Origin of the sequence: Streptomyces sp. NBC_01390 (genome assembly GCF_045040105.1) — a bacterium.
Taxonomy (GTDB): Bacteria; Actinomycetota; Actinomycetes; order Streptomycetales; family Streptomycetaceae; genus Streptomyces.
In genome coordinates, this window is sequence record NZ_CP109551.1 from 10,844,758 (window position 1) to 10,863,971 (window position 19,214).

General features: G+C 71.5%; 18 protein-coding genes. 10 read left to right on the top strand and 8 right to left on the bottom strand.

The window, feature by feature from the left end:
* The first annotated feature begins 73 nt into the window (after nt 1-73).
* Nucleotides 74-433 (top strand): ArsR/SmtB family transcription factor, encoded by a 360-nt coding sequence (locus tag OG241_RS48325; protein ID WP_405825335.1) that lies wholly within the window; start codon nt 74-76, stop codon nt 431-433.
* 125 nt (nt 434-558) lie between these two features.
* Here OG241_RS48325 and OG241_RS48330 read toward each other — a convergent pair whose 3' ends face one another.
* From OG241_RS48330 to OG241_RS48350, 5 genes are all read right to left on the bottom strand, one after another.
* Nucleotides 559-1,293, bottom strand: a complete 735-nt coding sequence (locus tag OG241_RS48330; RefSeq protein WP_405825337.1) for a DUF1775 domain-containing protein — start codon at nt 1,291-1,293, stop codon at nt 559-561.
* Nucleotides 1,294-1,365: 72 nt separating this feature from the next.
* Complete coding sequence (locus tag OG241_RS48335; RefSeq protein WP_405825339.1) at nt 1,366-2,031, bottom strand: hypothetical protein; 666 nt, start codon at nt 2,029-2,031, stop codon at nt 1,366-1,368.
* A gap of 74 nt (nt 2,032-2,105) precedes the next feature.
* The gene (gene meaB, locus OG241_RS48340) at nt 2,106-3,089 is read right to left on the bottom strand and encodes a methylmalonyl Co-A mutase-associated GTPase MeaB (RefSeq protein ID WP_405825341.1); all 984 of its coding nucleotides are present in this window, start codon (nt 3,087-3,089) and stop codon (nt 2,106-2,108) included.
* On the bottom strand, nt 3,086-5,260 hold the full coding sequence (gene scpA / locus OG241_RS48345; RefSeq protein WP_405825343.1) for a methylmalonyl-CoA mutase: 2,175 nt from the start codon (nt 5,258-5,260) through the stop codon (nt 3,086-3,088). The genes meaB and scpA overlap by 4 nt, the downstream gene beginning before the upstream one ends.
* Nucleotides 5,260-7,068, bottom strand: coding sequence for a methylmalonyl-CoA mutase family protein (locus OG241_RS48350; RefSeq protein WP_405825345.1), 1,809 nt, complete (start codon nt 7,066-7,068; stop codon nt 5,260-5,262). Before OG241_RS48350 ends, scpA begins: the two co-directional genes overlap by 1 nt.
* A 292-nt stretch (nt 7,069-7,360) precedes the next feature.
* Here OG241_RS48350 and OG241_RS48355 point away from each other — a divergent pair, with 292 nt between their 5' ends.
* From OG241_RS48355 to OG241_RS48370, 4 genes are all read left to right on the top strand, one after another.
* Nucleotides 7,361-9,823, top strand: a complete 2,463-nt coding sequence (locus tag OG241_RS48355) for a SpoIIE family protein phosphatase (RefSeq protein WP_405825347.1) — start codon at nt 7,361-7,363, stop codon at nt 9,821-9,823.
* 54 nt (nt 9,824-9,877) lie between these two features.
* A complete protein-coding gene (locus OG241_RS48360) occupies nt 9,878-10,267 on the top strand; it encodes a VOC family protein (RefSeq protein ID WP_405825349.1) in 390 nt (129 codons plus the stop codon).
* A 92-nt stretch (nt 10,268-10,359) separates the two neighbouring features.
* Nucleotides 10,360-10,971 (top strand): DinB family protein, encoded by a 612-nt coding sequence (locus OG241_RS48365; protein WP_405825351.1) that lies wholly within the window; start codon nt 10,360-10,362, stop codon nt 10,969-10,971.
* A gap of 137 nt (nt 10,972-11,108) precedes the next feature.
* Nucleotides 11,109-11,591 carry a VOC family protein gene (locus tag OG241_RS48370; RefSeq protein WP_405825352.1) on the top strand — a complete coding sequence of 161 codons (483 nt, stop codon included), beginning with the start codon at nt 11,109-11,111 and terminating at the stop codon, nt 11,589-11,591.
* Between the two features lie 58 nt (nt 11,592-11,649).
* On the opposite strand, the gene OG241_RS48375 is transcribed toward OG241_RS48370, so the two are convergent.
* The 3 genes from OG241_RS48375 to OG241_RS48385 form a co-directional block, all read right to left on the bottom strand.
* Complete coding sequence (locus tag OG241_RS48375; RefSeq protein WP_405825354.1) at nt 11,650-12,543, bottom strand: aminoglycoside phosphotransferase family protein; 894 nt, start codon at nt 12,541-12,543, stop codon at nt 11,650-11,652.
* Nucleotides 12,544-12,663: 120 nt separating this feature from the next.
* Nucleotides 12,664-13,299: a DUF3105 domain-containing protein gene (locus OG241_RS48380; protein WP_405825356.1), complete on the bottom strand. Its 636-nt coding sequence runs from the start codon at nt 13,297-13,299 to the stop codon at nt 12,664-12,666.
* 87 nt (nt 13,300-13,386) lie between these two features.
* Entirely contained in the window at nt 13,387-13,788 is a 402-nt protein-coding gene (locus OG241_RS48385; protein WP_405825358.1) for a hypothetical protein, read from the bottom strand.
* Nucleotides 13,789-14,033: 245 nt separating this feature from the next.
* Between OG241_RS48385 and OG241_RS48390 the strand changes: the two genes are divergently transcribed.
* The 5 genes from OG241_RS48390 (at nt 14,034) to OG241_RS48410 (ending at nt 19,213) form a co-directional block, all read left to right on the top strand.
* A complete protein-coding gene (locus tag OG241_RS48390) occupies nt 14,034-14,834 on the top strand; it encodes a VOC family protein (RefSeq protein ID WP_405825359.1) in 801 nt (266 codons plus the stop codon).
* A gap of 43 nt (nt 14,835-14,877) precedes the next feature.
* Nucleotides 14,878-15,612: a ribonuclease H gene (locus tag OG241_RS48395; protein ID WP_405825361.1), complete on the top strand. Its 735-nt coding sequence runs from the start codon at nt 14,878-14,880 to the stop codon at nt 15,610-15,612.
* 130 nt (nt 15,613-15,742) lie between these two features.
* A complete protein-coding gene (locus OG241_RS48400; RefSeq protein ID WP_405825363.1) occupies nt 15,743-16,981 on the top strand; it encodes an FAD-dependent monooxygenase in 1,239 nt (412 codons plus the stop codon).
* 115 nt (nt 16,982-17,096) lie between these two features.
* A complete protein-coding gene (locus tag OG241_RS48405; RefSeq protein ID WP_405825365.1) occupies nt 17,097-18,614 on the top strand; it encodes an MFS transporter in 1,518 nt (505 codons plus the stop codon).
* Nucleotides 18,611-19,213 carry a TetR family transcriptional regulator gene (locus OG241_RS48410; protein ID WP_405825367.1) on the top strand — a complete coding sequence of 201 codons (603 nt, stop codon included), beginning with the start codon at nt 18,611-18,613 and terminating at the stop codon, nt 19,211-19,213. The genes OG241_RS48405 and OG241_RS48410 overlap by 4 nt, the downstream gene beginning before the upstream one ends.
* The last annotated feature ends 1 nt before the right edge of the window (nt 19,214 follow it).

The following is a 19,214-nucleotide window of genomic DNA, read 5'->3' on the forward strand; positions in this document are numbered from 1 at the left end:
TCGTGCACATGTTGATGCGGGAATCGGTACGCCGACCCTCTCGACGGGCCCGTTCTGCCTCTACGCTGAGGGCATGCCAGCTCGCGAGACCCTGCCAACTGCGGCCGACGCGCACCTGCGTGCCCCGGACAGCGCGCGTCTCGCGGAGGCGACCGAGGTGTTCGCGCTGCTGTCCGACGCGACGCGGCTCCATCTGCTGTGGCTGCTCGCGCAGGGGGAGTCGGACGTCGGCTCGCTGACCGAGCGGTGCGAGGCGTCACGGACGGCGGTCAGCCAGCATCTGGCGAAGCTGCGGCTCGCGGGGCTGGTGGAGACACGGCGCGAGGGCCGGTACGTCCACTACAGCCTGCGGGACGGGCATCTGCGCCGCCTGGTGATGGAGGCGCTGAGCCACGCCGACCACCGAGTCAGCGGCAGCGCGCCGCACGACTGAGGGGCGGCGGGTCTGTCTCGCCCCCGCCGCCCCTACCCGTCCCGTCCCTGGGGGCGATGCCCCCGGCCTCCCTCGTCGCGCTGAACGCGCTCGTCCTCAAACGCCGGACGGGCTGACGGTGCCTGTCACTCCTGGGTCGCGCTCCGGCGTCGTACTACGTAGAACGCCGCACCCGCCGCCACGACCACAGCCGCCCCGATGCCGATCCAGGCCCCCGCGGACATCCCGCCGTCGTCGCTCGTCGCCTCCGTGGCCTCGACCGTGGACGTGGACGACACGGACGGAGAAGCGGACGGAGACTCGGAAGGGGATGCGGACGGCGACTCGGACGCCGTAGCGCTCGGCGACGGATCGACCGGCTTCGCACCCGGTGCTGCGGCCTTCAGCTTGAGCACCGGCGCGGGCTGCTCGCTGCTCTCGTCGAGTTCGATCCAGCGGTCGATCTTGCCGTCGCTGTAGGTCTGCAGCGACTTGAAGGCGAGCTCCTTCACATCGGGGAGCTGCCGTACGACGACGGAGTACTCGGCGTTCACACCGGCCTTCAGGGCCGGGCCCTTGATCGTGTAGCCGTCGTCGGCGGCGGTGAACTTCCAGCCCTTGGGGCCTTCGCCGTAGGTCACGTCACCGGGCGCGATGCCCGCGGGCAGGATCACCCGGACCGCGGCGATCCCCGCGGTGTCGGACTCCGCCTCGGCGTCGAAGGAGATCTCGACGTTCTCCGCGAGCGCCTGAGCCTTGTCGGACTCGACCTCCACGTGGGCGGCGGCCGGCCCGGCGGTGAGGAGGACGAGGGTGCCGGCAGCGGCGGCCGCGAGGGCCAGGCGTCGCGCGGTGCCGTGCTGGACGGGGGCAGTGAACATGGGTGTCTCCGGGTCTTTCCGGGCGTGCGGTGGCACGGAACGGCCGATCTGCGTCCGGTCGTTCCGGCAGGGTCAGTGGGCGTGGGCGGACCACGCCGGCGGCGGACCCCGCCGTACGACCACGTTCCTGAGGAGTCCGGTCCCGAGGGGCGGCGGCTCCGTCCGGCGCGGGCGGCGTGCCCGCGATCCGCGCCCGGACGGCACCGGCAGGCCGTCGAGCAGTGCCCGCACGGTGGCGATCCGCGCCCGCACCGCGTCGACGACCCCGGTCAGACCACGCGCCAGCGACCAGCAGGCCGCGTCCGCGCGGTGCAGCAGCACGGCGACGAGTACGGCGGCCACGGCGTGGAGGGCGGTCATCGCCGCCGAGTCGTGGAGCCGCCCGGGCCAGGTCCCATGGGCGGACATCGCAGGATGCGTGTCCGCGGCCATGGGCATGGCCGCGGAGGTGGCTCCCCACGGACGTGTGTGAACGGCCGTCAGCCACACGTGCAGTCCCGTCTGCGCCGTCGCGCTGGTCGCCACCACCGCGGCGAGTGAACGCGGGCGCCGGGTACCGGCCAGTCCCACGGCGAACAGCAGCACCGCCGCCACCACGCCGGACCGCCACGGGGCCGGCTCCCCGGCGCCGAGATGATGCGCGCTGACCCCGAGCACCGTGCCGACGACGGCGAACACCGCTGCCCGGAACACGGGCAGTGGCGCGGAGCACGTCGTCGGCGTACGGAGCATGGTCATGACCCGCCCATCATCAACCATGCGGCGGCCGGGCAGGGCAGCGGTCTCAGGAATTCCTCATTCCCTTTCCACGGTCAGTGGCCTCCGGCGCCGAATGCCCTGAGGATGCGCTCGGCGGCGAGAGTGGCCGTCAACTCGCCGTCCCGTACCTGCTGTTCGAGGCCCGGCGTGAGCGCACGTACGGCCTCGTCGGCGTGCAGCCGGCCCAGCAGGTCGTCGCGGACCATCGCCCAGGTCCAGTCGACCTGCTGGTCACGGCGTTTGGCGGTGAGGCGGCCGGCCGAGTCGAGCAGGGTCCGGTGTTGTTCGAGGCGGTCCCAGACGGTGTCCAGGCCGGTCGACTCGCGCGCGCTGCACGTCAGCACGGGCGGTGTCCAGGCCACGTCCCTGCCGTGCATCAGCCGCAGGGCGCCCGCCAACTCCCGTGCGGCGGCCTGGGCGTCGCGCTCGTGCGGGCCGTCCGCCTTGTTGACGGCGATGACGTCCGCCAGCTCCAGGACGCCTTTCTTGATGCCCTGCAACTGGTCGCCGGTGCGCGCCAGCGTCAGCAGCAGGAACGAGTCGACCATGTTGGCGACGGCCGTCTCGGACTGGCCGACGCCGACCGTCTCCACCAGCACCACGTCGTAGCCCGCCGCCTCCATCACCACGATCGACTCACGCGTCGCCTTCGCGACTCCGCCCAGCGTGCCGGCGGTGGGGGAGGGCCGGATGAAGGCGGCCGGGTCGACGGCCAGCCGTTCCATCCGGGTCTTGTCGCCCAGGATCGAGCCGCCCGTACGGCTGGAGGACGGGTCCACGGCGAGCACCGCCACCCGGTGTCCCAGCCCCGTCAGCATCGTGCCGAACGCGTCGATGAACGTCGACTTGCCGACCCCCGGCACCCCGCTGACCCCGATCCGCCGGGCCCGGCCGCTGTGCGGGAGCAGCGCGGTCAGCAACTCCTGTGCCAGCGCCCGGTGCTGGGGCCGGGTCGACTCGACGAGCGTGATCGCCCGGGCCACCATGGCCCGCTTCCCGTCGACCACGCCCTTGACGTACGCGTCGAGATCGATCACAGGCCGTGCCCGAGGTCGGCCGAGAGCCGCTGGACGAGGTCGTACGCCGCGTCCGGGATCACCGTCCCGGGCGGGAACACGGCAGCCGCGCCCATCTCCAGCAGGGTCGGCACGTCCTGCGGCGGGATCACCCCGCCGACGACGATCATGATGTCCTCCCGTCCCTCGGCCGCCAGCTCCTCGCGCAGCGCCGGTACGAGGGTGAGGTGCCCGGCGGCCAGCGAGGACACCCCGACGATGTGGACGTCCGCCTCCACCGCCTGCCGGGCGACCTCGCCGGGGGTCTGGAACAGGGGGCCGACGTCGACGTCGAAGCCGAGGTCGGCGAAGGCGGTGGCGATCACCTTCTGGCCTCGGTCGTGGCCGTCCTGGCCCATCTTGGCGACCAGGATGCGCGGCCGGCGCCCCTCGGCCTCCTCGAAGGCGTCCACCAGGGTGCGGGTGCGGTCGACGGACGGGGACTCGCCTGCTTCGTTGCGGTACACCCCGGCGATCGTACGGATCTGGCCCGCGTGCCGCCCGTACACCTTCTCCAGCGCGTCGGAGATCTCCCCGACCGTCGCCTTCGCGCGGGCGGCGTTCACCGCCAGCTCCAGCAGGTTGCCCGTACCGCCGGCCGCGCGGGTCAGTGCGTCCAGCGCGTCCTGGCAGGCCCGCTCGTCGCGCTCCGCGCGCAGCCGCCGCAGCTTCTCGATCTGCTGGGTGCGTACGGAGGAGTTGTCGACCTTCAGGACGTCGATCTGCTCGTCGGTCTCCACGCGGTACTTGTTGACGCCGATCACCGGCTGGCGCCCGGAGTCGATCCGGGCCTGGGTGCGGGCCGCGGCCTCCTCGATGCGCAGCTTGGGGATGCCCGCGTCGATGGCCTTGGCCATACCGCCCGCCGCCTCGACCTCCTCGATGTGCTGCCAGGCGCGGCGCGCGAGGTCGTACGTCAGCCTCTCCACGTACGCGCTGCCGCCCCACGGGTCGATCACCCGGGTCGTACCCGACTCCTGCTGGATCAGCAGCTGGGTGTTGCGGGCGATACGCGCCGAGAAGTCGGTGGGCAGCGCGAGCGCCTCGTCCAGGGCGTTGGTGTGCAGCGACTGGGTGTGGCCCTGCGTCGCGGCCATCGCCTCCACGGCCGTACGCGTCACGTTGTTGAACACGTCCTGCGCGGTCAGCGACCAGCCGGAGGTCTGCGAATGGGTGCGCAGGGAGAGGGACTTGGCGTTCTGCGGGTCGAACTGCCGCACCAGCTTCGCCCACAGCAGGCGCGCCGCGCGCAGCTTGGCGATCTCCATGAAGAAGTTCATGCCGATCGCCCAGAAGAACGAGAGCCGGGGCGCGAACGCGTCGACGTCCAGGCCCACTTCACGGCCCGCCCGGATGTACTCGACCCCGTCGGCGAGCGTGTACGCCAGCTCCAGATCGGCCGTCGCACCCGCCTCCTGGATGTGATAGCCGGAGATCGAGATGGAGTTGTAGCGGGGCATCCGCTGCGAGGTGTACGCGAAGATGTCGGAGATGATCCGCATCGACGGCTTCGGCGGATAGATGTAGGTGTTGCGGACCATGAACTCCTTGAGGATGTCGTTCTGGATGGTCCCGGCCAGCTTCTCGGGCGGCACGCCCTGTTCCTCCGCCGCCACGATGTACAGCGCGAGCACGGGCAGCACCGCGCCGTTCATCGTCATCGACACGGTCATCTTGTCGAGCGGGATGCCGTCGAAGAGCTGCCGCATGTCGTAGATCGAGTCGATCGCCACGCCCGCCATACCGACGTCACCGGTCACGCGCGGGTGGTCGCTGTCGTAACCCCGGTGCGTGGGCAGGTCGAAGGCGATGGACAGGCCCTTCTGGCCGGCCGCGAGGTTGCGGCGGTAGAAGGCGTTCGACTCCTCGGCGGTGGAGAAACCCGCGTACTGGCGGATCGTCCAGGGCTGGTTGACGTACATCGTCGAGTAGGGGCCCCGCAGATACGGCGCGGCACCCGGGTACGTGGACAGGAAGTCCAGGCCCTCCAGGTCGCGGCCGGTGTACAGCGGTTTGACGGCGATGCCCTCCGGGGTCTCCCAGAAGGTGCTGTCCGAGCCGGTGGCTCCCTTGACAGCCGTACGCCAGTCGCCGGCGTCGGCCTGGGCGGCCGGGGTCCCCAGTTCGATCTTGGAGAAGTCGGGGATTCCCATCAGATCGCTCCCATGCGGTCGAGGGTGGCGGAGAGCACGGCGACGGCGTCGCAGCCCGCGAAGACGTACGCGTCGACGTCCGTGTACTGCCCGGGACGGCCGGCGAGGAACACATGAGAGGCGCCGGACGCCTTGAGTTCCGCGGCCACGGTGGCCGCCTGCTCCTCGTACAGCGTGTCACTGGAGCAGATGCACACCTCGGTGGCACCGCTCTCCTCGAACGTGCCCGCCGTGACGGGCTCGATACCGCCGGCCTGGAAGAGGTTCGAGACGAAGGTCGTCCGCGCACTGTGGGCGGCGGCCGGACCGATGGTCGCCAGATAGACGCGCGGCCGGGACCCGGTGGCGGCGAGGTGGGCGTCGGAGCGGGCGCGCAGAGCCTCGTACGCCTCGTCGCGCCGTACCCGGGGAAGCCCTCCGGACGACGGCTCGGGCGCGGGCTCGCGGTCCGGGAGGCGCTCGGCGAGGTTCGGGAACTCGCTGACCCCGGTGATGGGCTCGCGCCGCTTGGCCAGCTTGGCGGAACGGGCCGCCCAGGTGGCGGCCAGCGCCTCACCGAGGCGCCCGGAACGCAGGGCGGCGGCCTGACCGCCCGAACCCTCGATCCACTGGAAGAACTCCCAGCCCGCGTGGGCGAGTTCGTCGGTGAGCCGCTCCACGTACCAGGAGCCGCCCGCCGGGTCGATCACCCGCGCCAGATGGGACTCCTCGACCAGGATCGTCGACGTGTTGCGGGCGATACGGCGCGCGAACGCGTCCGGCAGGCCCAGCGCGTGGTCGAAGGGGAGGACGGTGACCGAGTCGGCGCCGCCGACCCCTGCTGCCAGGGTGGCGACCGTCGTGCGGAGCATGTTCACCCACGGGTCGCGGCGCGACATCATCACCGGCGAGGTCACGGCGTGCTGCACCTGCGCCCCGGCCGTCGGCGCCCCGGACACCTCGGCGACCCGGGCCCACAGCCGCCGGGCCGCGCGCAGCTTGGCGATCGTCAGGAACTGGTCGGCGGTGGCCGCGTACCGGAACTCCAGCTGCGCACAGGCCTGTTCGACGGACAGCCCCGCCTCGGTCAGCTTCCGCAGGTAGGCGACCCCGGTCGCCAGGGACGCGCCCAGCTCCTGAGCCGCCGAGCCGCCCGCCTCGTGGTACGGCAGCGCGTCCACGGTCAGCGCGCGCAGCCCCGGGTACTCCTCGGCGCACAGCCGCGCCAGCTCGACGACCGGTGCGAAGGCCAACTCCTCACCCGTACGGGCCTCGTGGCCCAGCGGGTCGCCACCGAGGTTGCCGCGCGCCGCCTCCCCGGCGACGCCCCGCTCCTCGTACAGCCGCAGCAACTCCCGTGCAGCGGGCTCGACTTCACGTCCGGCGTCGAGGACGACGGGGGCCAGGTCCAGATACACGCCGTCGAGGGCCCGGGCGAGCGACGACACCGGGATCGCGTCCGGGCCGACCATCAGCCAGAGCGAGGAGACACCGTTCTCCAGATCCGCGAGGACCGAGTCGCCGACGAGGGTCGTGTGCTGCTGCCGTACGTCCCAGCCTCCGACCGTGTTCCCCTCGGGGCGTCCGCCGCGTACGAAGGGGGCGAAGCCGGGGAAGCCGGGGTCGGGGGACTCGTCGTGCGCCGTGTAGAGGGGCCGGGTGGTGAGCCCGTCCTCCAGCGCGGTGGACAGCGCGTCCTCGGCTGTCGCGGCGGAGACCTCCTTGCCCGCCTTGCGCAGAACGCCTTCCACCAGGCGCTGCCACTGCTCATGGGACGTGGAGGGGAACTCGGCGGCCAGCGAGAGCCCGTCGTTGGGCAGGACTGTCATGCCCGGATGCTAGGGCAGAGAGGTCCGGCCGCAGCAGAGCCCCAGGCTGTGACCTTGAACTCGACCGATCTGTGACGTCGGCCTCACGGTGGTCCGGGACCCCGCGACGACGGCGGCGGGAGGCCTTCACGCCCCTCCCGCAGACCGGGTCCGTCGACCGTACCGGCCCGGTGGGCCCGACGCGTGTCGGGGCAGCGGGCCGGCGCTCCGGAGTGCCGGGCGTGACCCCGCGCGGCGCACCATAATGAGGGGGAGGGCGGCGCCGGAGACAGCGCCGCAGGTGAGGTGGCCCATGGCAGCCCTGAGCGAGCACGACGACGCGGACGTGTCGGCCGAGTCGGCCGACGAGGTCGCCGTCATGCTGCTCGACAGCGCGGGGATCGTGCAGGGCTGGTCGCACGCGGCGGCGGAACTGCTGGGGCGGTCGGCCGAACAGGTCTGCGGTCGGCCGATGGCGGGGCTGCTCGTCGATCCGGTGTCGACGAACGGTGTGGACGCGCGCGGCGACACCCCGTTCGTACCAACGGGACCGACCGTCTTCCGGCACGCCTCGGGCGTGCCCGTCGAGGCCACCGTCGACGAGGTGCACCTGGACGGCTCCTCCAAGATCGTCCTGCTTGCGGCGCCGGCCCGCGACGAGGGCGGACAGGAACAGGGATCGTCGCTGCTGACCGCCCTGCTGGCCCAGTCCCTGCTCGGGGTCGTCCTCTGCGACACCGAACTGCGGGTTCTTCTCACGAACGTCACCGCCGAGGTCCACGGCTGGCCGCTGCTGCGACCGGGACACCGGGTCGAGGACGTCATCGCCGCCGAGGACGCACAGGAGGTCGGTGACCAGCTGCGCCGGGTACTGGAGACGGGGGCGCCGCTGCTCGCACGGGAACAGCGGATGCGCGCGCCGGACGGATCGGGGCGGGAACGGTACGTGTCGGTGTCCGCCTTCCGGCTGGCGGACGGCCAGGACCGCCCGGCCGGCATCGCGGCGTTCTTCACCGACAGCACGGAACAGCGGCGGGCACGGCGGCGCACCAAGGTCGGCCACGAGGCGTCGGCACGCATCGGGGACTCCCTGGACGTGACCCGTACCGCCCAGGACATCGCCGATGTGCTGGTCCCCGGCCTGGGAGACATGGCGACGGTGGAGATGGCCGAGGCGGTCCTGGAGGGCGAGGAACCGTCGAAGGTGATCCTTCCCGGCCACTGGCTGCGGCTCCGCCGGGTGGCTGTCGCCTCCGACACCGGCCCCTGGCCCGCCGAACTCGTCCCCGTGGGCGGTCTGATCCCGCGGTTCCCCGATGTGCCGCAGGTGCGGCGGGCCGCCATCCACGGGGACACCGTCTTCAACACGACCCGGCAGGAGATGGTCGACCTTCTCGGCGATCCCGAACTCATCCGGGCGACGATGCCCGAGCAGGGGCACTCCGCCGTGGTGTCCCCGCTGTACGCGCGCGGTCTGCTGCTGGGGTTCGTCACCGTCTGGCGGACCGAACAGCCGGAGGCTTTCGAACAGGAAGACGCCGACCTCGTGTTCGACATCGCCTCACGGGCCGCGCTCAGCGTGGACAACGCGCGCCAGTACACGCGCGAACACCGGGCGGCGGTCGCGCTGCAACAGCGCCTGCTCCCACGCGCCACCACCAGGACCGCGGCGGCCGAGTCGGCCGGCTGCTACGTACCGGCCGGGGGCGGCGCGGACATCAGCGGTGACTGGTTCGACGCCATCCCGCTGCCGTCGCTGCGGGTCGCCTTCGTCGTCGGCGACGTCTTCGGCCACGGTCTGCACGCCGCGGCGATGATGGGGCGCCTGCGGACCGCGATCCGTACCCTGGCCGACCTCGAACTGGAACCGGGAGAGCTCCTCATCCACCTGGACGACCTCGTCCAGCAACTCGCCGAGGAAGTCGACCCCCAGGAGAGGGACACCGTCGGCGCCACCTGCCTGTACGCGGTCTACGATCCGCTCTCCGGCAGCTGCTCCCTGGCCAGTGCGGGGCATCCGGCACCCGCCGTGATCGGGCCCGACGGCACCGCCCGGCCGGTCGAGGTGTCCCCGGGGCCACCCCTCGGCGTCGGTGGCATGCCCTTCGAGGTCACCACCGTCTCCCTGGAACCCGGCAGTACCCTCGCGCTCTACACCGACGGCCTCGTGGAGCGGGGCGCGCGTGACGTCGACCAGGGCACCCGAGAACTGCTCGACACTCTCTCGTCGCTCTGCCGGGGCACCGGGACCCTGGAGGACATGGGCAGTGCCGTCATGGCGGGCGCCGCCGAGCCGCCGCCCCGCGACGACATGGCGCTGCTCCTGGCCCGCCCCCGGCTGCTTCCGGCGAACGACATCGCCGACTGGCGGTTTCCCGACGACCCGGCGGTGGTGGCCGACGCGCGCAACGTGGTCGCGCGCCGACTCGCCGACTGGGGGCTCGACCACCTGGCCTTCAGCACGGAGCTGATCGTCAGCGAACTGGTCACCAACGCGATGCGGTACGCGGGCGGCACCGTCGGGCTGCGCCTCTTCCACGACGGCACCACCCTGGTGTGCGAGGTCCGGGACTCCAGCAACACCCAGCCACGCCTGCGCCGGGCACGAGCGGCGGACGAGGGCGGCCGAGGGCTGTTTTTGGTGGCCCAGCTCACCAGACGCTGGGGCAGCCGCTACCACCACAGCGGCAAGACCATCTGGGCGGAGCAGCCGATAGGCGGAGCCCCGGCCGTGGACGACGGACTCACCGCGATGTGGACCGACGCCGCCTCGTAGACGGCCCTGGACCAGGGCGAACCAGGACGAACCCCGACGATCAGAGAGCACACCATGAGGATCCATCTGACCAGCGTCTTCGTCGACGACCAGGAGGAGGCCCTGCGCTTCTACACGGACGTGCTGGGCTTCGTGAAGAAGACCGAGGTGCCGTTGGGCGCGGACCGGTGGCTGACCGTGGTCTCGCCGGAGGACCCCGGCGGAACCGAACTGCTGCTGGAGCCCTCCGGCCACCCCGCGGTGAAGCCGTTCCGGGACGCCCTGGCCAGGGACGGAATCCCGGCCACCGCCTTCGCCGTGGCCGACGTGCACGCGGAGTACGACCGGCTGCGCGGGCTGGGCGTGCGCTTCACCCAGGAGCCGCGGGAGATGGGCCCGGTCACCACAGCGGTGCTGGACGACACCTGCGGCAATCTGATCCAGATCGTGCACCAGGCGCGGTAGGCGGAACCACCGGCGGCAGACGGTGGGGAAAGGCCCCGCGCCGGCCCCGAAAACCGGTGGCGGGCCGTGTCGACGGGCGCGACGATGCCCCCATGGATTCGCGTGAGCACGGCAGCGGGACAACGGCGGCCCGGTGGACGGTCGCGACCGTCTATGACGACATGTGGGTCGACCCGGACGACGACCCGCGCGAGACCGACACCGAGATCGTCGACGAACGCGGCACGCTGCTCGAGGGCCTGCGCCACTACCGCCTCACCGTGGAGATGAAGTGCGCGGGCCTGGACGCCGAACAGATGGCCCGGCGATCCGTACCGCCGTCCACGATGTCCCTGCTCGGGCTGGTACGGCACCTGACCGAGGACGAACGGCACTTCCGCCGGGTGATGGCCGGGGAGGATGCGCCCAAGCTGTACCGCACCGACGACGACCGTGACGGCGACTGGAACGGCGCGGTCGCCGATCCGGCCGTCGTGGAGGATGCCTGGAAGCAGTGGCGGGCGGAGACGGAACTCACCGACCGGTTCATCGCCGGTGTCGCCGACCTCGGCACCACGAACGCCGGCCACTCCGACTTCGGCGCCGAGCCCGGCGGGCAGCTCCAGCTCCGCGACGTCCTGTCGGCGCATGTCAACGAGTACGCGCGCCACTGCGGCCACGCCGACCTCCTGCGCGAGTGCATCGACGGCCGCGTGGGTCAGTGACCACCGGTGCGGGAGCGCCTCGTCAGCGCTGAGGGGTGCTGAGACGGCCCGGACGGAGAACTCGTCGCGCCACCGATGAGTTTCCGTCCGAGGATCGGTCGAAAGAGGTGACAGGTTCCCGCTCCAGGAGGTACTCCATGACCACCGACGGATTCACCACGTGTCTCTGGTTCGACGGCCAGGCCGAGGAAGCCGCCCACTTCTACGTCTCCGTCTTCAAGAACTCGACCATCGGCAGGATCGGCTACTACAACGAGGCGGGCCCCGCCCCCGCCGGCGGTGTGCTGGCCGTCGACTTCGTGGCCAACGGCCAGAAGTTCGTCGCTCTGAACGGCGGCCCGCAGTTCAAGTTCACCGAGGCCGTCTCCTTCCAGATCTACTGCGCGGACCAGCAGGAGGTCGACCACTACTGGGCGAAGCTCACCGAGGGCGGCGGCGAGGGCGGCCCCTGCGGGTGGCTCAAGGACAAGTACGGCCTGTCCTGGCAGGTCGTCCCGGACGGCCTGATCGAGATGATCAGCGACCCGGACCAGGAGAAGGCCGTCCGGACCACCAAAGCCATGTACGCGATGGGCAAGCTGGACATCGCCGCCCTGAAGAAGGCGTACGCGGGGGAGTAGCGGCGCACCCGCCCGGCCGTCGGGCCCGAGCCGCCCCCTCCCGGGCGGTTCAGGCCGCTCACTCGGCCAGGATCTCCCTGATCACATGCCGGGAGTTCGCCGCGAGCACCGGATTCGTCACCCGGTAGTACGGCAGCTGGATCAGCGAGATCGACAGCGCCCAGCCCCGCCCGCGCGCCCACTCGGCGTCGTCGGCGCCGACCGCCTCGCGGAAGGTGTCACGGACACCGGCGGGCAGCAGGTTCCAGGCCACGATCAGGTCGACGGCCGGATCACCGATCCCGGTACAGCCGAAGTCGATCACGGCACTCAGTCGTCCCTCGGTGACCAGCACGTTCCCCGGGGAGAGGTCCGCGTGCGCCCAGACCGGCGGGCCCGTGTGTTCGGGAGCCAGCAGGGCCTTCTCCCACAGGGCTGTCACCGCCTCCGTGTCCACCGGGTCCGCCGTCCCCGTCAGCCGGGCGAGGGCCGCCCGCGTGTCCGTGTCCCGTGCCGACAGCGGAACGGCCCGGGCATGGGCGGGCCCGTCGCCGGCGTCGACGCGGCGCAGGGCGCGGACGAAGCCGGCGAGTTCCCGGGCCAGTGTCTCGGGTGAGCCGAGGGCGTCGACCGCCGGATTCCGCCCGTCGAGCCAGCCGAACACGGACCAGGGCCAGGGGAATTCCTCGTCGGCGCCGCCCCGCCCGAGCGGCTCGGGCACGGCGACCGGCAGCCGGGGCCCCAGCAGGGAGAGCCAGCGCTGCTCGTGCTCGATGCTGCTGACCGCGCCGGGATGTCTCGGCAGCCGGACGACCAGATCACAGCCGAGCCGGAACATGGCGTTCTCGGTCCCGGCGGACTCCAGCCGCTCCACCGGCAGACCCGCCCACTCGGGAAACTGGCGGGCGATCAGGCGTCGGACCAGCGAGGCATCGATCTCCACCTCGTCCGCATGCATCTTCAGGGCACACATGGGCCCATCCCAGCCGCCGACGGGCCCGTGGTCCACCGAATTTCCACGGCACGGACACCCGGACACACGGGCGCCGGCGCGGGGTCGTCCGGTGCGAACGCCCCGCGGCCGGACCTCAGTTCACGGTGTCATCCCGTTGGTGCACGCGGCACCGGGCTCGGGCGTCTGCTCGCCCTGTACGTACTTGTCGAGGAACTTGGCGACCCGGGGGTCCGACGCCTTGTCGACCTTGAGCTGGTGCTCCCAGGCGCTGAGCACGATCGGCGACGACTGGTCCTCGTACGGACTCATGAAGGTGTACGACGTGTTCGTCACCTTCTCGGAGAGCGTCTCGACGTCCGCCTTGGCCGCCTTGTCGTTGTACGTGATCCACACGGCGCCGTGTTCGAGGGCGTGCACCGCGTTTTCGTTGGGGACCACCTTCGTGTAGACCTGCCGGTCGCAGTTCACCCACACCGGGTTGTGGTCGCCACCCACGGGCGGGCTCATCTTGTAGGTGACGGGCTTCGCGACGTGGTTCTGGGTGAGCTTGGACCAGGTCTTCACACCTGAGATCGGCGCCGCCTTCGCCTCCTCCTTGTCCTGGGCGGAGTCGACGAGGAGCCAGCCGCCGCCGACCAGGCCGACGAGTATGACGCCGGTCGCGCCGAGCGTGAGCAGACGCATACGGCGCTCACGGGCCTGCTCCGTCTTGCGCAGCTCCTCCATGTGGGCGCGGCGGGCCGCGGTCTTCGCCTTGGCGTTGGATGTACCCATGGGATGTCCTTCTCCGTGCCGTGCCTGTCTCCGGGCACGGCGCTGCAAGCTGGGGTGATGGTCGTGGCTGGGTGGGTCGGCCACGGTCTAGACCCGGAGCAGTTGCAGTTCGTGGAGATCGGGAGGGCGGGCGGTGCCGGGGACCCTCGACGGGCCGAGCGGCAGCCGGGCGGGGTCGGTGCTCGGCTGGTCCAGCGCTGCGGCCCGGTCCGCGCCGACGAAGGGGGCGTGGTTGAGGACGCCGTGCTGTCCGGGGGCGTGACAGCCGTGGTGCGGACTCTCCTGGCAGGGGTCCCGGTCGACGGTGTGCACGGCGTGCGCGGACGCCGACCGTGAGGTCCCGGCGTCCGGCGAGGGCAGGGAGCCGGCGCAGGTGAACGCGAACGTCGCGAGGGCGAGTACGAGGACCATGACGCCGCCCAGAAGGTGCGGGAGGCCGCCGCGGGCATGCCGCGCCGCGAGGCGGCGTCGCACCCGTGCAGCGGACATCTGGACACCTGGAGGTAGGGGAGGGGCCAAGGAGACGAGCGCCGATGAAATTATCAGACCGCAGCGGCGTGTTGCTGCCGCGCCCCGGGCTGCGGCGGCTGAAGGAGAGCCGCACGGCGAGGACAGGTCCCCCGGCTCCCCGGTCTGTAACAGCCCGGACCGTTCGGCGCGCGGCCCGGACCAAGCCTGGCTAGCGTGAAATCCGGACAACCCGCGAGTTCGACGAGACCGGAGAGGCCGCAGCCATGGCCGTGAAACCTGAAGGAACCCCCTGTTGGGCCGACGCGATGTTCCGCGACGTCGAGGGAGCCAAGAGCTTCTACGGCGAGGTGCTGGGCTGGACGTTCGGCGAGTCGTCGTCGGAGTACGGCAACTACACGCAGGCGTACGCCGACGGCAAGGCGGTCGCCGCGGTCGTCCCGCCCATGCCCGGCCAGGAAGGGCAGTCGGCGTGGTGCCTGTACCTGGCCTCACCGGACGCCGCCGCCACCGCCACCAGGATCCGGGACAACGGCGGCGAACTGCTGATGGAGCCGATGCAGGTGGGCGAGTTCGGCACCATGTGCCTGGCCCGCGACCCCAGCGGTGTCGTCTTCGGTGTCTGGCAGGGCGGTATCCACGAGGGCTTCGAAGCGGGACCGGAACAGCCCGGCGCCTACTGCTGGGCCGAGGTCTTCACGCGCGAGACCGAGAAGTCGGACACCTTCTTCCAGAACGTCTTCAGCTACTCGGCCAAGCAGATGCAGGACGACGCCGTCGACTTCCGCATGTACAACCTGGGCGACGACACCGTCCTCGGCCGGATGCGGATGACGGAGGAGTTTCCGCCCGAGATGCCGCCGTACATCAACGTGTACTTCAACGTCGGCAACTGCGACGACGCCGTCGCCGCCGCCACGAAGCTCGGCGCCGTACTGCGCTTCGGGCCCATGGACACCCCGTTCGGCAGGTTCGCCGCCCTGAGCGATCCGCAGGGCGCCAACTTCTCCGTCATCGACGTCACGACGACGGCGGGTGAGCTGCCCAAGTCGGTGGACGTGGGCTGAGCGAGGCAGCCCACGAAGGCCGGGAGCCCGCCGCACGCATGGCATGATCGAGCCCATGCGTGAACGTGTGGTGGCCGCGTGCGACGGGGCTTCGAAAGGAAATCCGGGACCGGCGGGCTGGGCCTGGGTGGTGGCCGACGGCTCGGAGAACCCGGATCGCTGGGAGGCCGGACCGCTCGGCCGGGCCACCAACAACGTCGCCGAACTGACCGCGTTGGAACGCCTGTTGACGGCTGTCGCGCCGGACGTACCGCTGGAGATCCGGATGGACTCCCAGTACGCGATGAAGGCCGTCACCACCTGGCTGCCCGGCTGGAAGCGCAAGGGCTGGAAGACCGCCGCCGGCAAGCCGGTCGCCAACCAGGAACTCGTCGTCCGCATCGACGAACTGCTCGCCGGCCGCTCGGTCGAGTTCCGTTACGTACCCGCCCACCAGGTCGACGGCGACAAGCTGAACGACTTCGCCGACCGCGCCGCCAGCCAGGCGGCGATCGTGCAGCAGCCGGCCGGCAGCGACCTGGGCTCCCCCCGCCCCCCGGCTTCGCCCGACACCCCACGCTCCACGGCCACGAAGTCGTCCGGCACGTCAGGCACGTCCAGTACCGCCGGCACGAAGACGTCCCGTCCGCGAAGCGGCAACTCGGGCAGCTCCGGCCGCACCCTCAAGGCCAAGTTCCCCGGCCGCTGCCTCTGCGGAAAGGCCTACGCGGCCGGCGAGACCATCGCCAAGAACGCCCAGGGCTGGGGTCACCCGGAGTGCCGTACGGCCGACGCCTGAGGGCATCCGACCTCACCCCACGTCACCGGGCCAGTCACCCGACCACCGCGGTGGACGGCGTTTCGGCGTTCCCGCATCCTGCTACCCTCCGACGCGAACTGACCACCTTCCGTAATCGCTAGGGGTGTGTGTGAAGGTCGCCTGTGTCGGAGGCGGGCCCGCCGGCCTGTATCTCTCGATCCTGCTGAAGCTCCAGGATCCGTCCCATGACATCACCGTGTACGAGCGCGACCCGGCGGGCTCGACCTATGGCTGGGGCGTCACCTACTGGCGCGGACTGCTCGACAAACTCCACGAGCACGACCCCGAGTCCGCGCGGGCCGTCGGCGACGCCTCGGTGTCCTGGAACGACGGGGTCGCCCGCGTGGGTGACAGCGAGACCAGACACCCGGGCGACGAGGGCTTCGGCATCGGCCGCCACAAGCTCCTCGACATCCTCGCCGACCGGGCCCGGCAACTGGGCGTACGGCTGGAGTTCGAGCACGGGATCACCGACGCCGACGACGAGGCACTGGCCGACGCCGACCTCGTCGTGGCCGCCGACGGTGTCAACAGCGCGCTGCGCGAACAGCACACCGAACACTTCGGCGCCCACCTGAGGGCCGGACGCAACCGGTACATCTGGCTCGGCACCACCAAGGTCTTCGACGCCTTCACCTTCGACTTCAGGGAGACGGAGCACGGCTGGATCTGGTGCTACGGCTACGGCTACAGCCAGGACCACAGCACCTGCGTCGTCGAGTGCGCCCCCGAGACGTGGAGCGGACTCGGCCTCGACCGGGCGAACGAGGCCGACGGTCTGGCCCTGCTGGAGAAGCTCTTCGGCGACCTGCTGGACGGTCACCCCCTGATCGGCCGCGCCGCCGCCGACGGCGCAGCCCAGTGGCTCAACTTCCGCACCCTCACCAACCGGACCTGGCACCGGGGCAACCTCGTCCTGCTCGGCGACGCCGCCCACACCACGCACTACTCCATCGGCGCCGGCACCACCCTCGCGCTGGAGGACGCCATCGCCCTGGCCGATGCCATCCGCGAGCACGCCGAACTCCCCGCCGCGCTCGCCGCGTACGAGGAACGGCGCAAGTCCGAACTGCTCTCCATCCAGAGCGCGGCCCGCTACAGCGCCCAGTGGTACGAGAACCTGCCGCGCTACATCCGGCTGCCCCCCGCCCGGATGTTCGCCCTCCTCGGCCAGCGCCATTCGCCCCTGCTGCCCTATGTGCCGCCCCAGCTGTACTACGGCATCGACCGGGCGGCGGGGCGCCTGGAGGCGCTGCGCCGGTTCAAGCGGTGGCTCGGCCCGAAGCTCGCCCGCACCGCACAGACCCGGGCACTGGCCTCCCGTACCCGGGAAGACGCCGAGGTCTGACGGCGAACAGCCAGGTCACAGCGGCTGTTATTGGGTGAATGGCGATTCACCGCTATGGTGAATCGCCATTCACCCCTTTCTTTGTCGCGCAGAGCGGCCGGCCGCTGGAGCACCGATGGACCAGCCTGTCCCGATACCCGCCCCATCCGCCCCCTCTGACCTGTCCGCGGTGTCCGATCCGTCCGCCCGGCGGCCCCTGCGCGACCGGATGACCGTTCCCGCGCTGGCGTTCGGCGGGATGCTCATGGCGGTCATGCAGACCGTGGTCATCCCGCTGCTGCCCGACCTGCCCCGGCTGACGGGGGCCTCACCCGGCGCGGTCTCCTGGATGGTGACCGCGACCCTGCTGTCCGGCGCCGTCCTCACCCCGGTGCTGGGCCGCGCCGGCGACATGTACGGCAAACGGCGGGTACTGATCGCGGCTCTGGGGCTGATGGTCCTCGGCTCGGTCATGTGCGCCCTGTCCTCCGACATCGGCGTGCTCATCACGGCCCGCGCCCTGCAGGGCGCCGCGTCCGCCGTCGTCCCTCTGTCGATCAGCATCCTGCGTGACGAACTGCCGCCCGAGCGCACCGGAAGCGCCGTCGCGCTGATGAGCTCCACTGTCGGGATCGGCGCCGCCCTCGGGCTGCCGCTCGCCGCGCTGATCGTCCAGTACGCGAACTGGCACGTCATGTTCTGGGCGACCGCGGGCCTCGGCACGGTGGGCGTGACAGCCGTGTGGTGGGCGGTGCGCGAATCGCCCGTCCGTGAGCCGGGGCGCTTCGACGTCGTGGGCGCGCTGGGGCTGGCCGTCGGGCTGGTGTGTCTTCTCCTCGGCATCGTCGAGGGCGGTGCGTGGGGGTGGGGCAGCGCGCGCGTCCTGGGGCTGTTCCTCGGTGCCGTCGCGATGCTCGGCCTGTGGTGGTGGCACCAACTGCGCACCCCGCGGCCCCTGGTGGACCTGCGGCTGGTGTCCCGGCCCCGGGTCGGCCTGTCCCATGTCGCCGCCCTGCTGACCGGCTTCGCCTTCTACTCCAACTCCCTGGTGACGGCTCAGCTGGTCCAGGCCCCCGAGGCCACCGGCTACGGGCTCGGCCTGTCCATCGTCCAGACGGGCCTCGTTCTGCTGCCCGGCGGCATCATCATGCTGGTGTTCTCGCCCGTCTCGGCCCGCCTCTCGGCACGGTACGGACCGCGGGTCACCCTGGCCGTCGGCACGGCGGTCATCGCCCTCGGCTATGTGGTGCGCATCGCGGACAGCCGTGACCTTTGGATGATCATCGTGGGCGCCGCCGTCGTCGGGATGGGCACCACCTTCGCCTACTCGGCGCTGCCCATGCTGATCCTGGGGGCCGTGCCGCCCGGTCAGACCGCCTCCGCCAACGGTGTCAACGTCCTGATGCGCACGGTCGGCCAGGCCATGTGCAGCGCCGTCGTCGTCGCCGTGCTGGTACGCCACACCAGCCCGGTCGGCGGTGTCCCGGTACCCACCCTGCACGGCTATCTGCTGGCCTTCGGGATGGCGGGCGTCGTGGCCCTGCTGGCCTGCACGGCGGCCCTCGCCATCCCCGGCGACCCGGTCACCGGCTCCACCCGGCGCGCCCGTGAGCACACACCGGCAGCACGGGACGGGGCGATGGAGGGAACATGAGTCCCGTGCCCACACCACCGACGACCGACGACGATCCGTCCCCGGCCACGGCCCCGCGCCGGGACGCGGAGCAGACCAGGGCCGCCATCCTGCGCGCCGCCCGCCACCTCCTCGCCCGCCACTCCCAGGCGGACATCACACTCAAGGCGGTCGCCGAACGCGCCGGTGTCAGCCCGCCGTTGATCCTCAAGTACTTCGGCAACAAGGACGGCCTCTTCGCCCGCGTCATGTCCTTCGACCAGGACGCCGACGCCCTCCTCGACGCGCCCCTGGACGACCTCGGCCGCCATATGGTCCGCCATCTCCTCACCGGCCAGACCGAGCGCGGCGCCGACCCCGTCCTGCGGATCGTGTTCGCCCCCTTCCAGGGCGACCGCGGCGACATCATGCGCGCCAACTTCCGCACCCAGGTGAGCGACCGCCTCGCCGGCCGCCTCACCGGCCCCGATCCGGGCCTGCGCGCCGAACTGGCCGTCGCCACCCTGCTCGGCCTGGGCGTCATGTACGGCATCGCCCGTGGAACGCATCTGCGGGAGGCGACGATCGACGACATCGTGAGCCGCTACGCCCCCACGGTGCAGGCCCTGCTCACTCCTTGAC

What these genes read in the sequence shown, in the direction of transcription:
- OG241_RS48325 (WP_405825335.1), top strand. Translation starts at nt 74, where the DNA reads ATGCCAGCTCGCGAGACCCTGCCAACTGCGGCCGACGCGCACCTGCGT.
- OG241_RS48330 (WP_405825337.1), bottom strand. Translation starts at nt 1,293, where the DNA reads ATGTTCACTGCCCCCGTCCAGCACGGCACCGCGCGACGCCTGGCCCTC.
- OG241_RS48335 (WP_405825339.1), bottom strand. Translation starts at nt 2,031, where the DNA reads ATGACCATGCTCCGTACGCCGACGACGTGCTCCGCGCCACTGCCCGTG.
- scpA (WP_405825343.1), bottom strand. Translation starts at nt 5,260, where the DNA reads ATGGGAATCCCCGACTTCTCCAAGATCGAACTGGGGACCCCGGCCGCC.
- OG241_RS48350 (WP_405825345.1), bottom strand. Translation starts at nt 7,068, where the DNA reads ATGACAGTCCTGCCCAACGACGGGCTCTCGCTGGCCGCCGAGTTCCCC.
- OG241_RS48355 (WP_405825347.1), top strand. Translation starts at nt 7,361, where the DNA reads ATGGCAGCCCTGAGCGAGCACGACGACGCGGACGTGTCGGCCGAGTCG.
- OG241_RS48360 (WP_405825349.1), top strand. Translation starts at nt 9,878, where the DNA reads ATGAGGATCCATCTGACCAGCGTCTTCGTCGACGACCAGGAGGAGGCC.
- OG241_RS48365 (WP_405825351.1), top strand. Translation starts at nt 10,360, where the DNA reads ATGGATTCGCGTGAGCACGGCAGCGGGACAACGGCGGCCCGGTGGACG.
- OG241_RS48370 (WP_405825352.1), top strand. Translation starts at nt 11,109, where the DNA reads ATGACCACCGACGGATTCACCACGTGTCTCTGGTTCGACGGCCAGGCC.
- OG241_RS48375 (WP_405825354.1), bottom strand. Translation starts at nt 12,543, where the DNA reads ATGTGTGCCCTGAAGATGCATGCGGACGAGGTGGAGATCGATGCCTCG.
- OG241_RS48380 (WP_405825356.1), bottom strand. Translation starts at nt 13,299, where the DNA reads ATGGGTACATCCAACGCCAAGGCGAAGACCGCGGCCCGCCGCGCCCAC.
- OG241_RS48385 (WP_405825358.1), bottom strand. Translation starts at nt 13,788, where the DNA reads ATGTCCGCTGCACGGGTGCGACGCCGCCTCGCGGCGCGGCATGCCCGC.
- OG241_RS48390 (WP_405825359.1), top strand. Translation starts at nt 14,034, where the DNA reads ATGGCCGTGAAACCTGAAGGAACCCCCTGTTGGGCCGACGCGATGTTC.
- OG241_RS48395 (WP_405825361.1), top strand. Translation starts at nt 14,878, where the DNA reads ATGATCGAGCCCATGCGTGAACGTGTGGTGGCCGCGTGCGACGGGGCT.
- OG241_RS48405 (WP_405825365.1), top strand. Translation starts at nt 17,097, where the DNA reads ATGGACCAGCCTGTCCCGATACCCGCCCCATCCGCCCCCTCTGACCTG.
- OG241_RS48410 (WP_405825367.1), top strand. Translation starts at nt 18,611, where the DNA reads ATGAGTCCCGTGCCCACACCACCGACGACCGACGACGATCCGTCCCCG.